The sequence below is a fragment of the Pseudomonas sp. S10E 269 genome (assembly GCF_002798465.1).
GTDB lineage: Bacteria > Pseudomonadota > Gammaproteobacteria > Pseudomonadales > Pseudomonadaceae > Aquipseudomonas > Aquipseudomonas pergaminensis.
In genome coordinates this window covers 6243418-6257361 of the sequence record NZ_PHIJ01000001.1, presented here as the reverse complement: position 1 = coordinate 6257361, position 13944 = coordinate 6243418, and the positions used below count along the sequence as shown (strand labels likewise).

9 protein-coding genes are annotated in these 13944 nt (G+C 59.9%); 4 read left to right on the top strand and 5 right to left on the bottom strand.

All coding sequences use genetic code 11. The annotated features are described in order from the left end of the window. Window positions 1-131 precede the first annotated feature (131 nt). Both CWC48_RS28870 and CWC48_RS28865 read left to right on the top strand, forming a co-directional pair. Window positions 132-2336 carry an AAA family ATPase gene (locus CWC48_RS28870; protein WP_100491004.1) on the top strand — a complete coding sequence of 735 codons (2205 nt, stop codon included), beginning with the start codon at window positions 132-134 and terminating at the stop codon, window positions 2334-2336. Continuing rightward, entirely contained in the window at window positions 2329-3144 is an 816-nt protein-coding gene (locus CWC48_RS28865) for an HNH endonuclease (RefSeq protein WP_078047969.1), read from the top strand. The genes CWC48_RS28870 and CWC48_RS28865 overlap by 8 nt, the downstream gene beginning before the upstream one ends. Before the next feature lie 38 nt (window positions 3145-3182). On the opposite strand, the gene CWC48_RS28860 is transcribed toward CWC48_RS28865, so the two are convergent. Both CWC48_RS28860 and CWC48_RS28855 read right to left on the bottom strand, forming a co-directional pair. After that, on the bottom strand, window positions 3183-5558 hold the full coding sequence (locus CWC48_RS28860; RefSeq protein WP_100491003.1) for a TonB-dependent siderophore receptor: 2376 nt from the start codon (window positions 5556-5558) through the stop codon (window positions 3183-3185). 155 nt (window positions 5559-5713) lie between these two features. Then, on the bottom strand, window positions 5714-7366 hold the full coding sequence (locus tag CWC48_RS28855; protein WP_100491002.1) for a cyclic peptide export ABC transporter: 1653 nt from the start codon (window positions 7364-7366) through the stop codon (window positions 5714-5716). Between the two features lie 200 nt (window positions 7367-7566). Here CWC48_RS28855 and CWC48_RS28850 point away from each other — a divergent pair, with 200 nt between their 5' ends. Then, window positions 7567-8397 carry a N(5)-hydroxyornithine transformylase PvdF gene (locus tag CWC48_RS28850; RefSeq protein WP_100491001.1) on the top strand — a complete coding sequence of 277 codons (831 nt, stop codon included), beginning with the start codon at window positions 7567-7569 and terminating at the stop codon, window positions 8395-8397. A 123-nt stretch (window positions 8398-8520) separates the two neighbouring features. On the opposite strand, the gene CWC48_RS28845 is transcribed toward CWC48_RS28850, so the two are convergent. From CWC48_RS28845 to pvdM, 3 genes are read right to left on the bottom strand one after another with little or no spacing between them, the layout of a single operon-like run. Next, the gene (locus CWC48_RS28845) at window positions 8521-9381 is read right to left on the bottom strand and encodes a formylglycine-generating enzyme family protein (protein WP_100491000.1); all 861 of its coding nucleotides are present in this window, start codon (window positions 9379-9381) and stop codon (window positions 8521-8523) included. Between the two features lie 34 nt (window positions 9382-9415). Continuing rightward, window positions 9416-10687, bottom strand: coding sequence for an aminotransferase class V-fold PLP-dependent enzyme (locus tag CWC48_RS28840; RefSeq protein ID WP_099492450.1), 1272 nt, complete (start codon window positions 10685-10687; stop codon window positions 9416-9418). Between the two features lie 18 nt (window positions 10688-10705). Beyond that, window positions 10706-12055, bottom strand: a complete 1350-nt coding sequence (pvdM, locus tag CWC48_RS28835; protein WP_078047975.1) for a pyoverdine-tailoring dipeptidase-like protein PvdM — start codon at window positions 12053-12055, stop codon at window positions 10706-10708. Between the two features lie 142 nt (window positions 12056-12197). Between pvdM and CWC48_RS28830 the strand changes: the two genes are divergently transcribed. Continuing rightward, window positions 12198-13823: a PvdJ/PvdD/PvdP-like protein gene (locus CWC48_RS28830; RefSeq protein WP_100490999.1), complete on the top strand. Its 1626-nt coding sequence runs from the start codon at window positions 12198-12200 to the stop codon at window positions 13821-13823. Window positions 13824-13944: the final 121 nt, after the last annotated feature.

Below are 13944 nucleotides of genomic sequence, written 5' to 3'. Positions count from 1 at the left end.
GGTTGTTCCTGTCGATATGCACAACCTTTTTATTGAGTTTGTGCGGGTAAAGCTTTCCAATAGATGCTGGGTGGCTAGTTGCCAGCTTTTTCCATGGAAGCCCTTTTACTGACCAGGACCTACGACCCGCTATGTACCATGATGAGCGCGAAATTATTGCCGAGCAGATGATCGATAAGCTCGAATCTCAGTGTCCTGGCTACCTGGATGTTTCAGGTGATGACCGGTTGCTGCTGATGTTGATTATCGTCGCGAGGCTTTGGAGCCCGCCCAAGACGCAACTCGACTTGGCTCATGAGCTGTTGCAAAACTCTGTTGTTGCTTCAATGGACCTCAAGAAGCTCGCCCAATTGACGCTACACACTCGGCGCGTCATCGGCTCTGGCCTTGAAGCGGCCGATTTGCTTATCCATCTCGCTGCCAAATTGATAGCGTCGAAGCTGGGGATTGATTACCGGCATCCGAAGTTGGTCGCTGCGCTGGTGGGTACCGTGCAATCGACGTTATCCACGTCCCTGTTGGAGGTCATGCCCAATACTGCCGAGCTTTCGCTGGGTCTGCTCGGCGACGGCCCGAGAAGATCATTTCCAATGGTGGGTAACATCGACAGTTATCTAGGTTGTCTGATCGGTATCCGTCTGGCAGCGGAGGGAATCAAAGCCAACTTCGTCAATCCCGGCCGATACCAGCGCTCCGCTAAAGCGACATTCCTGTTTGACGCTCCGTATGTTGATCAAGAGCCTATGCTCCATGCATTGCACGAGGTGCTGACGCACAACGTTCAAAGTCGTCTGGTGGTGATCCAGAACTGGACACGTGCAAAAACGTCGGGTCTTTGGAAGGAGATGCAGGCGCTGATCCACGGTCGTGCCTACGTCGAGGCGATCATCGATTTCAGCAGCCTCCCTACGGCTTCCGATCACTGCACCGCGATTATTCTCAATACTGGAGGAGTCCAGGATGAGGTGCTCTACGTCGATGTATCCGTGGCCAATACGTCACTGCCCATGGATGGTATAGAGCGGATGCTGCTGGCTGGGTGTATCTACAATCTCTGGCAAGGCCGCCATTTCCATCGTGGGGAGGAATACCTTTCCGTCGAGGTCGTGCGGTTTCTCAACAACTACTTCCTGGACGGTTTCAAGCCCATTCGCGGTTTGTGCAATACCTCGAAAAAGTTGCCCAAGACGATGGGCAAAGCACGCCGTGCCACGGGCGAGTTTGTTAAGACGCTATCAGGTGGCGTTCCTGAGCGAACGTTGACCGACACCAGCAAGATGGTTGCGGATCGACTGACAGCGCGTGCCAAGGCCTGCTGTTGCTATGTGATCGGCAACAATGGCGAGGGCAAGAGTTTCCTGCTCCGCGATATCGTATACCGCTTGGCTGAAGTGAAGACACACAGCATCGGTATCCCGATGTCCCATGCTCATCGATTCCCTCAGGACGATACCTCAGTCAGCGCCTTCTTTGAGTACCGGGGCGCAATCAATAAACGCATCATGCCGAACATCCGCGTGATCTCATCTAGCCCAGACAAAGTTGCGCTCTTGAACGCGTGCCTGGGACTGGTCGGGTTCAGTTTACGCACCTTCCTTACCTTGAAATCCAAATCCGACCTCGACCGCCATGGTGACCCTCGGCGAGATGAACTCGACCTGGCAGTGGAAGAGGACGTCAGGTACCTCAACAGTGATCGCGGTGCGTTCAGTGCGTACACACTCAACTTTGTGCGCGAGAAGTACCGGACGATTGCCTTCGAACATCTCAGCTCCGGCGAGCAAAGCATTCTCAACCTGCTGATCAATATCATCTCTTCGAACGCCTTGAACACTACGTTCCTGATCGACGAGCCTGAAATCAGCTTGCATGTCGGTTGGCAGCAAATCGTGCCGCGCATCCTCACCCTGTTGAGCGAGCGTCTGGGCGCATCGTTTATCGTTGCGACTCATTCGCCCGTCCTCATCGCGAATGCAGCGAAAGACGATATTTGTTATGTGTCCAGATTCGCCGAGTTGAAGGAGATCCCCATCGATGAGCGTCATTCGGTGGAAACGCTGCTGATGGATGGTTTTGGAACATACACCCCGCATAACCGTGAGGTTCATGAGCGGTGTGCGAAGGTGGTGGCGTCAATTATTTCAGCTGTAAACACACCCGATGTCGTTGTTCAGGTGAGCGAAGCCACCGACAAGCTCAAACAGTTCGAAAAGTCCATTCACAAGGAACTCCTGACTGATAGCGACGAACGTACAGCCAGCGATCTGGACCTTGTTCGAAAAACCCTGGGTGCCGTTTCGATGCTGCTTAAACAAAGTGAGGCTAGCCATGGCTGAGTTCACTCTCGAAAAAATGGCAGAGGTCCGCGCACGTTATGAAGGTGAATGCCACGAACGCGAGATTCATCGGCAAAAAACGCTCGAGTATCTTGAGAAGCAAAACACGCTTGCGATCGCAGAGTTCGAGCGGCGAAAAAGCGGGAAGCCTGCCTCCAAAAAAGACCTCTGGACTCAATTGACGGGGTACAGGAAAAACCTCAAGTCTGGTGTAACCGGCCCTTTGATTCGCAAGGCGTTACGAGCATTTCTGGTGACGGAGCAAAATGGTCTGTGCTGTTATTGCCAGCGCCCACTATTAAATATTGCCCATGCCAAGCCCATCGAGCACATTCTTCCTCGGGTGGATTTCGTCCAGTACACCTTTCAATTCTGGAACCTGGCGATTGCTTGTTTTGATTGCAACCAGATCAAACTCGATAAGAACTGGGCGAATGTCGACAAGAAAGCCTTGGACACCTACCCAGGGTTTGCCGAATTTACCGAGATGTATCATCCGAGGTTTCATCCTTTTTCTAAGCACGTGCGGTTCATCCGGGTACAGACAAACGAGCTGCTCATCTCGATCTACATCGGAAATACCGTCCAGGGCCGGCATTTATGCTTGAACCACCTCCAAGAGCTGTCAGCGCGGGAGATCGTACTCAACAGCAATCCGCAACTCAGGATGGCGCTGGAAGTGATCAACGCCGAGGTTGCCGAGACGGAGGGGAACCTGCCGCCGGAACTCAAGGCTTACCTCGAAGCGCTGAATAAATCGACGTCGCAATTGTACGCGCTCGGTACGCCCCCACAAAAAAGCCCCTGACCACTCAAGTGGCCAGGGGCTGCTGTCATTACCCGAACTTAGAAATTCCAGCGCGTAGTCAGCATCACATTGCGTGGGTCACCGTAGTACGCCGAGTTATAGAACCCGATGTTGGTGTAGTACTTCTTGTCGAACAGGTTGTTGACGTTGACCGTGGCGGAAACATTCTCGGTCACTTGGTAACGCGCCATCACGTCCACTAGCCAGTAGGGGTCTTGCGCGAATTTTTCCTTACGGTCTGTGGTGGGGTTGGTCAGCACCTGCCAGCCTTCACCCTGCCAGCGGGCGCCACCGCCCAGGGTCAGCTTGTCCAGCGGGCCGGTGAGCTTGTAGGTGGTGTAGAAGTTGACCTGGTCCTCCGGCTCCCAGGTGGAGACTTTCTCGCCGGTCTGGTCGCGAATGACTTTGTGGGTATAACCGGCCTGCACCTGCCAGCCTGGTGCCAGTTCGCCGGAGATTTCCGCTTCGTAGCCCTTGGTTTTTGCCTTGATACCTTTATAGGGATTGTCGATCAGCGACACGCCGGTGTAGTTCAGGTCGGCCTCTGCACGGTTTTCCTCGTGGACTTCGAAGTACGCCAGGCTTGCATTCAGGCGACCGTCGTAGAACTCACCCTTGAGACCGAACTCGTAGTTGGTGCCTTCGTCCGGCTCGAGCATTTTGTTGCTGGTATCGCGGTACGCGGTTTGCGGCAAGTAGATGTCGGTGTAGCTGGCGTACAGCGAGTAGTTGTCATTGAGGTCATAGACCAACCCGGCATAGGGAATGACTTTGCCGGTGTCCTTGGTGTCGCTGGTGCCGGTTACCTGATAATTGGCAATCCGCGTACCCAGTAACAGGTGCAGGTCGTCCATCAGGCTGAAACGTGCGGTCATGTAGTTACCGGTCTGGCGCGTGGTTTCATCGTTCTTGAAGCCCACTTTGCCCCAATCCGGTTCGATGCTGTCGCCATTCCAGTTGTAGAAATCGTGAACGTTGTTGATGTAGGTCGGGCTGTAGTAGTCCTTGCCCACCCAGTGCGAAGAAGAGATCGACGAGCCGACCACCAGCTCATGCTCGCGACCGAACAGGCTGAAGGGGCCGGTCAGGTACACATCGCCGCTGTCGCTGACGGTTTCACCGGTGAACTTGTTGCCGTAGATTGACGACAACCCGGTCACGGGGTCTGGCCGGGTCAGGGAGCCCAGCGGTGCGTTATAGCCGTTGATCTGGTGGTTGTATTGCCCTTTGGCGACCCACCCATTATCGAAGGTGTGTTCCAGGGTGGCGAACGCGGTGCGCGAGTATTGCTCCCACTTGCTCCACTTGGCGCCGTTGTTGAACGAACGCGGCAAGCTGATCGTGTTACCGGCCCGGTCATAGATGGGACGGCTGCCGGACCAACCGGAGCCTTTTGGGTCGTTGTCCTGATAGTCGGCGCCGACGGTCAGTAGGGTGTCTTCATCCAGGTCGAACTCGAGAATACCGTAGAACACGCTGGTCTTGCGTTCATAGTGATCCATGAACGAATGCTCGTTCTGGTAGGCAGCGACGGCTCGGCCACGGACGTTGCCGGTTTCAGTCAGCGGACCGCTGACGTCTACTTCCGAGCGATACTTGTCCCAGGAGCCCGCGCCGAGTTCGACATGGCCCTGGAACACCGAGGTCGGTTTTTTGCGCACCAAGTTGATGGTCCCGCCCGGGCCGCCGGCGCCGGTCAACAGGCCGGTAGCGCCCTTGAGCACTTCGACGCGGTCGTAGATCGCCATGTCGGTCAGGGTCTGGCCGGCCGAGTAGGGCGCGTTGCGCGTCATCGGGATGCCGTCGTACTGGAAGTTCTGGATGGCAAAGCCGCGTGAGTAGTAGTTGGTACGCTCACTGTCATAGGTCGACACGGTAATGCCCGGTGTGTGGCGCATGACGTTGTCGATACCGGTCAGGCCGAAGTCATCCATGGCCTGGCGCGTGACCACCGAGATCGACTGCGGTGTCTGGCGCGGCGTGAGGACCATGCGTGTAGCGGTCGCGATGGTGCCTGGGGTATAGGAACCCGTACCCTCTGTGACCGTGCCCAACTGGTTGGCCATGACCTGGGTTGCCCCCAGCTCCAGGGCGCCCGAACCAGCGCTAGCGCTGATGGTCACGGCATTGCCTTGCAGGCTATAGCTGACGCCCGTGCCTTTGAGCAGGGCAGTAATGGCCTTGGTCGGTTCCAGCTTGCCCTTTACGGCGAGGCTGTTTTTACCCTGCACATCCGTCGGGCTGTACAGCACTTGCAGGTTGGTCTGGCGTCCGAACTCCTGCAGCGCCGTCCCCAACGGCTGGGCAGGAATGTCGATCTCGATCTCCTGGGCCTGTACATAGCCCGACAGCGGCAGCGCGACCGCCAGGGCCAGCGCACACGGCTTAAGGTTGACGTTCAAGGCCCTGCGCATCGATAGCGCCTTGCTCAGGGGGCTGAGACCGAGTCGTACTGACATGAATGCGTTCTCTTCTATGTTTTTAGGTGGGCAGTTTATAGGTGTTTATTGAGGTCAATTCTCATTACCACTAGTGAGACGTTCCTACCTGAAGAAACCGGAAAAGAAATTCACGCGGGTTCCATTTCATACACCACCTGGCCCGCACTCAGGCGCACCAACTGGTCGGCAATATCGAAATAGCGGTCGTCATGACTGATCACGATGATGGTCTTGCCCAGGCGCTTGAGGTCCGGCAGCAGCTCGGTGTAGAAGACGCGGCGGAAGGCCGGGTCCTGGTCGGCGGCCCATTCGTCGAACACCAGTACCGGGCGTTCCTCCAGCCAGGCATTCACCAGGGCCAGGCGTTTGCGCTGGCCAGTGGAGAGGTCGGTGGTGCTGAACACGCCGTCCTTGACGCTGACCTTGTGCGCGATTTCCAGGCGTTCCAGGTACTTGGCGGCACTGTCCAGCGATTGTGTGGCGCTGCCTTGGACCAGGTCATCGAACAGGTAGTAATCGGCGAAAACCGTGGTGAACAGCTGGCGGTAGTCGTCGCGTGCCGGGTCGGTCACGGTTTCGCCGTTGAGGCGGATTTCGCCGGTGTGGGGTTGATACAGGCCCAGCAACAGCTTGATCAGGGTGGTCTTGCCGCAGCCGTTTTCGCCGACGATAAATACGATATCGCCCTGCTTGATGCTCAGGTTGATCGGCCCCAGGTGGAACGGCTGGCTGCCTTCCACCGGCGGCGGGCTGTACGTCACGCCGCGCAATTCCAGGCTGTTGACCACCGGCGTCGGGGCTTCGCTGCCATCCATCAGCAAGTGCGGCTCGGGGGATGAGAAGCGGTCGGAGAGCTCGGTAATGCGCGCAAAGGCAATCCGCGCCTTGCCGATGATCGGCAAGTAACCCACCACATGCTCCAGCGGGCCTTTCATGTACAGCAATACCAGCACGAAGCCGGTGATCACCGCCGGGTCGGGGTTGGGGTTGTAGGCCTGCATGGCGAGGGCCAGGCCAATGACCACGAAGAACAGCATCGAGCCAAAGGTCTTGGCGACGATATAGATGTTCACCGAGCGCACCTGGATATCGCTGATGCGGTCGGCGGTTTCCTGGATGCGGTGGGTGTTCATGCGATAGCGGCGTGGGCGGTGGATGCGCAGTTCCTTGGCGCCCGAGGCGATCGCGGAGTAGTAGCGTTGCAGTTCGTCTTCCTGGTCGCGGGCTTCGTCGAAACCGCGGATGCCCTTGTGCCCGGCAACAAATTGCACGCTGCTGCCGATGGCGATGGCCACGATCATCATCAGGAACATCGGCACCGACAGGTACGCCAGGTAGCCCAGGCACCCGAGGGTGACGGTGGTGGCGATGGCCAGCGGGGTGAACGCAAAGGAAAAATCGCTGATGGTGTCGACGTCGTGGGTCAGCACCGGAATCAACCGGTGGGAGCGATACCGCTCAATCTGCTCGATGGGCGCTGACAACACCTTTTCACCGAGGTCCTTGCGCAGCGCGGCGATAATCCGCTGGCCCACATAGTTGGTGCCGATATCGGAGACGATCGAACTGGTCAGTGCCAACACGCACAGCGCCGCAAACGTCAGGATCACCCCCTGCGTCATCCCGGTGGACGAGTGCAGGGCGTTATTGATGGTTGCCAGCAACAACGTGATGGCCAGGCCGCCGGCCATGCCCAGGGTGACGGAGACGATCACAATGGTGCGAAAGGGCCTGAGCAATGCGAGCAAACCGTTGAAGGCGCCGCGCTTGGGGTCGGTCATAAATACTTCCCGGAAAATGAAAAAGAGGGGGCTGGGCACACAGACCCTTACCCATGACAAACGAAGGATTGGCGCGACTATTTAGCTCGGCGTGCCCGGCGGTGGCGGTGATGGATAAATTGGGCGGGGCCTGGTTCGTTCTTGTGGTGTAGGCGCACGCGTATTGGCGCGTGCCTGATCTATCCAGCGAGAGCGAGACAATGACGAAAAAGAATCTGGTGTACGTATGGTCCCTGCGCAATGCCGCGGCCGACAAGGCCGGGCAGCCGGTGGCGTACAAGGACCACGAGCGCTACATGATGTCGGTGCTGGAATCCCTGGTGGGGGCGCTGAACGACACGCCGCTGGGCGATGCGTACAACCTGGTGGGGGTGGTGTACGACGATGACGAGCAGAACCCGCGTGACCAGCAATTGGTCCGTGACTACGGTTTTGCCTACCAGCCGGGGCGCCAGTGGCTGTACCCGGCCGACCTGCGGGTGCAGGGGCGCCTGGTCAATGATTTGCTGCTGAGCGTGCCGTCCACTTATCGGCGCCTGCCACGGGGCAGCGCGGAACACATCGCCGGCAAGCAGGACTTCGAACGCCGTCTGCACGACACGCTGGTGGAATTGAAGGCCGATATCGTGGTGCTGGACGGCCTGCTGGTGATCCTCGACGAGCTGGTACGCCCCGGAGCGCCGTTTGCCCGTCGCATCATGAACATCCACCCGGGCATTACCCGCATCGAGTCGCCTTACGAGCGCCGGGGCGCCTATGCAACCTGGAACGCCCTGTACGGCGCGCGTGGGCTGACGGTCACGGACTGGGCCACCAAGGCCACGACGCCTTCGGAGCCGCTGTACCTCACCGGCGCCTCGTTCCACTACGTGGACAACGGCATCGATTCGGGCGAAGTGTTCCACGACGTGCTCAAGACCGAGATCTCGCCGGACGACACCATCCTCGAACTGCGCTGGAACAACTTCAACAACAGCCTGTTCCCGGCGTTGCATGAAGGGTTGGCGTTGCTGGCGCAGAAGGGAATCTAAGCGGGCACGGTTAAGAATGTGGGAGCGGGCTTGCTCGCGAATGCGGTGTCTCAGTCAATGAATATGTCGACTGACACACCGCATTCGCGAGCAAGCCCGCTCCCACATTAGATCTCCTGGGTGTTACAGGTCGCGCACTACGCGGAACCCAATCCAATCCCCCCGCGTCTGCGGGTAGATGGTGTTGCGGTTGCCTGAGCGCGAGAACACCGGCGCTTCACCCCAGTCATTGCCGCGAATCATGTAGCCCTCGCAGTTCGGCTCCATCCACGCACTGCCGTCGGTAGGCGCGCCGACGTAGTTGGGGTGTTCGCAGTCGGCCACGCGCTCGTAGACGTTGCCGTGCATGTCGTACATGCCAAAGGCATTCGGCGGGTAGCTGCCGACCGGCGACGAATAGCTGTACCCATCGGCCGGGCCATAGGTGTTGGCATGCTGGGCGATGCTGTAGTCCTTGCCCTCATCGAACGGGAAGGGGAATGGCCCGGTAGATCCGGCACGCGCGGCGTATTCGCGTTGGGCCTCGCTGACCATGTGGTACTGCTGGCCGGTTTTTTTCGACAGCCAGGCCACGTACTGCTTGATGTCGTCCATGTCCATGCACACCGCCGGCTGGCGTGGGCCCTGGGGGTAGCGCGGCTTGCTGGCGATGCATTCGCGGCCGGGGCGGGTGTCGCCATCGGCGATCTTCACGCCGGTTTGGCGCACGTAGCTGTCCCATTCGCCGGCGGTGATGTGGAAGCGGCTCATGGCGAACGGCTTGGCAAAGGTTACGTCGTGCATCGGGCCTTCATCCGGCTCGCGGCCGACTTCATCCTCGGGCGTGCCCATGGTGAAGGTGCCGGCGGGCAGCACCACCATTTCCGGGCAGTCCTTGCAGTCCTTGAACACTTTGCCGGGTTGTGGCGCGGCGGCCTGGGCGAGGCTTGGCAACAAGGCGGCGCACAGGGCGGTCAGTGCCAATGCCGTGAGGGGTTTGTTCATGGAGTCCTCTCATTCAACGTGGAAAAGGTGTGCGTTACACCCGCTGGCCCAGCAACGTCATGAAGCGCTGGATCTCTGCGGAAGAATTGAGCAGCCCAGGCGCGGTGCGGATCACTGGGCCGACATCACGGTCTACCGCATCGATCACCACGCGGTTTTTCATCATGTAGGCGGCCACGGCGTCACTGTCCTGGCCTTTGACCCTGAAGAAGGTAAAGCCGGCCGACAGCTCGGGGCTGCGTGGTGTGACCAGTTCGATCTGCGGGTGTGCCAGCAGCTGATCTTTCAGTTCGGTGTTCAACGCATGGATACGCGCCTGCACCGGCGCCTTGCCCAGTTGCAGGTGCAGCTTGAAGGCTTCGTCCGCCGCCCAGCGATGCTCGAAGGCGTGGTAGCCGCCTGGGGTCATGATGGTGGCGAAGTCCTTGTCTTCGGAGAAGGTTGGCACCATGGGGGTCACGTACTTGTTTTGCGGGTCGCGGGCGCACACCAGTCCGGTGCCGCGCGGGCCGAACATCCACTTGTGGGTGCCGGCGATGAAAAAGTCGCAGTGCATGTCCGGAAAATCGAGGTTTTCCACGCCAAAGCCATGCACGCCGTCGACCACGTAAAGGATACGGTCCTTGTCGTCACGGTTGCGGTTGTGTTCTTCCACCAGCTTGCCGATCTCGCCGATGGGCAGCTTCACGCCGCTGCCGGACTGCACCCAGGTCATGCCGAGTACCCGGGTGTTGGGGCGGATGTTGCGCTGGATGTTGCCCAGCACCTCGTCGACGGACACGCGGTGGGCGTTGTCGAACAGGCGGATCTTGCGGACCTGGGTCTGCTCCTTGCGCACCCGGAAGTCCAGGCTGAACTCGGTGGCGTAGTGTTCGTGGACCGTGGTGAGGATCTCCTGGTCGGGCCGCACCTTGATCCCGCCATAAATCATCGCCAACCCTTCGGAGGTGCTGCCGGTGAGGGCGATCTGCGGCGGCGTGGCGTTCAGGTAGCGGCCGGCCCACTCGCGTACCTGGCCTTCGCGTTTCCAGGTTTCCTGCCGGTCCCAGTCCATGGCCAGGCCAGGGTTGCGATCGATCTGCGCGCGGTAGCGCTCAATGGCCTCGCGCACCGGCTTGGGGTGCGTGGCCACCAGGAAGTTGGAGAAGTGCAGGTAGTCTGGGTCCTGGTTGAACAGTTGCTTGAGCCCCGTCCATGGGTCATCGGTTGTGTTGGCGGCGAAGGCCTGCGGAAGCAGGGCGGCGCCCAGTGGCAGGCTGGCGGCAAATACACCAGCCTGCTTGAGGAACGTACGGCGGTCGGTCATGGACTGGCTTCTGGATGATTAGCGGTTGGCCAACGGCTTGGCGGCTTTTTGTACCTGGTCCCACACCCGCAGGAAGTTGCCTCCCCACAGCTTGGCGATGTCGGCTTCGGAGTAGCCGCGCTGGATCAGTTCGGCAGTGACGTTGCGTATTTCGCCGACGTTGTTCCAGCCCTGGACGCCGCCGCCATCGTTGAAGTCCGAAGACAGGCCGACATGGTCGATGCCGATCTTGCGCACGGTGTAGTCGATGGCATCCCCCAGGTCCTTGAGCGTGGCCTTGGGTTCTTCATCGAGGATGCCGTAGAGCGCGCTGGCGTACTCGCCGAACTTGTGTTCGGGCCAGGCGGCGATGATCGCGTCGCCCGGCATCAGCGCCACGGCGAGGTTGGGCAGGGGCGGCAGGTCGAAACGGGCGCGCAGGGCGTTGAGCTTGTCTTGGGTCGGCTGGCTCAGCGGGCGCAGGTAAGCGGAGAACCCCACGATCTGCACCACGCCGCCGCTGTTCTTGATCAGTTGCAGCTCTTTGTCGCTCAGGTTGCGCGGGATATCCACCGACGCGCGCGGCGCCGAATGGGACGCCACCATCGGCGTGCGGCTCAATTGCGCCACTTGCTCCAGCGCCTTGGTCGACATTTGCGACACATCGATGATCACCCCCAGGTCATTGAGGCGGTGCACCGCTTGCTTGCCGATGTCCGACAAACCGTCGAGGGCGTCGGTGGAGTCATTGAAAAACGGCAGCGGGCGCGACGAGTCCGACCAGGCGTTATTGCCCACATAGCTGAAACCGAACATGCGCATGCCGCGCGCCGCCCACAGGTCCAGCAGGTTCAGGTCGTTGCCCAGCGGGTAGGCGTTGAGCATGCTGATAAAGATCGCGAACTTGCCTTCGCCATGCAGGCGCCGGAAATCATCCGGGGTGTAGGCGATGGCGACCTGATTGGGGTAGTCGCGCACCATGCCGCTGATGATTTTGTAGCGCACTTCCTGTTCGTTGCGCGCGGCCTCGACAAAACCGTCGGTGGGTTTGTGCGGGGCGTTGGGGCCGTTCCAGATTTCCGGCCAGCCGAAGATGGTCAACGCTGCGCCGGACAAACGCCCGCGTGCCGCCTTGACCAGGTCGAACTGGCCTTCGCCGTCCTTGTCCGCCTCGTTGCCGGCGGTGCCGAAATCCACGGGCACGGTGATATGGCTGTCGAACGACAGCAACCGATCCTGCATTTCATTGGCCTGCTTGATCACCGCCAGCGGGTAACCGGCATTGCCCTTGAACCAGTGATCCCAGACCAGGAAACCGGCTCCGGCACCGATGGCCAGTGCCAGCGGCAAGCCGATATACAGCGCCTTTTTCGAACGTGGTTTTGTCATTGCCATCTCAGTCAGTTGAGGCCTTCGCTATCAGGGAAGAACGAGTGATGGGCGGGGAAATTTAGGCGGGCAGGGCACGCCGGTAAATTTCCCCGGCGTGCAAACGTTCTAGCTCTGATAAAGCCGTTTCCTAAGGTAGACAATGACCATCTCTCGACGTGGGTTCATCGCTGGCCTGGCACTGACAGGTGCCGCTGTGCCGGCAGCCTTCTATGCCCATCGCGAGTTGACGCGCGAAGAAGAATTCCCCATCACCCCCGGCGAAGCCACGGTGGACCTGGCCGACACCGCCGGCCAGCACCTGGCGAACACGCTGCGTGGGGTGTGGGACCTGCGCCTGGAAGGTCGCGACGCCGGCCTCAAAGGGCTACCACTGCAAGATTTGCAACTGCTGCTCGACATCGCGCCCCGTGGGCGCGGTTTGCGCGGTTACCTGGACACCGCCGCCAACCTGCGCGCCGAAGGCGAACCGCGTTACCGCGTGCTCGGTGATCTGCTGACCGGGGAGAGCGCTGTGCTCTACTGGCGCCTGATCGACCGTGATTCGGTCGACGGTACACCCGCCTATGAATTCAAGATGACCCTTGATGAGGTCTGGGCGGCCTTTGCCAACGCTGGCAGCAGCACCCTCAGTGGGCAGATCCTCGACCTGGATCGGCCACTTGCATGGGTTGAGCGCGATAATCGCTTCATCGCCCACAAGCAGTGGTTCCCCGAAGCCCGCCAGCGCATCGGCCTCAACCCGACCCTGCTGGCCTGGCTGATTTCCCCCGAACACCGCCTGTTTCACCAACTGTGGCACGCCACCCGTGACCAGTGGCACAAACTCTCCGAGGAAAAACGCGACGCCCTGCGTGGTATTGGCTGGCAACCCGGCCCACGCGGCCAGGAACGCGATGCCCGGGGTAAACGCAAGGACCGTAACGGCTCAGGTATCGACTTCTTCTTCATGCACCGCCACATGCTCGGCACCGCGCGCTCCATGCAGGATCTGCCCTCGTGGCCGCAATTCCCCGAGCCGCAACCGGCCCTGGAACGCGATCGCCTGGGCTTTCTGCGCTACTTCGACAACCACGACGGCTTCGCGCTGCCGCCCACCTGGCAGGCACCCGATGACAGCGAGTACACCCAGTGGGTCAGCGACATCAAGGCTGCCGAGACTTACCACAGCAACTTCCAGGTGTGGGAATCCCAATACCGCGACCCGCGCTACCTGGCCAAATTCACCCTGGGGCAGTTGGGCTCCGAGATGGAGCTGGGCCTGCACGACTGGCTGCACATGCGCTGGGCCTCGGTGCCGCGCGACCCGTCCAATGGCGCACCGGTGCCCATGGCCCGCGACCCGTCGGACTTCGCCCCACGCTGGTACGCGGCGGAAAACGACTTCCTTGGCGACCCGTTTTCCTCCCACGTCAACCCGGTGTTCTGGCACTTCCACGGCTGGATCGACGACCGCATTGAAGACTGGTTCCGTGCCCATGAGCGCTTCAATCCGGGCGAAGTCCGGCGCATGCAGGTCAACGGCGTCGCCTGGTTCGCGCCGGGGCGATGGGTGGAGGTAGGCGACCCCTGGCTCGGCCCGGACACCCATGGCTGCAGCACCACGCCGGGCTTGCAGATGGGCCGGTCGATGGAGATGGACCCGGAGACCATGAAGCTGGCGCTGCGCATTACCTTTGGCGAAGACGAAGGTATGTTGCAGGGACTGTTCAAGCGCGTACCGAAACGGCCTTGGTATGCGCGGCACCTGAAGTTGAAAACCTCCTGAGTTTGAAACCGGGCGCGTGTTATGGCGAGTGGGACTTGCTGTGGTGAGCCCACTCACCACAACAAGCCCACTCACCACAATAAGCCCGCTCACCAAAGGAATACGGCGTTGCGCAATTGCG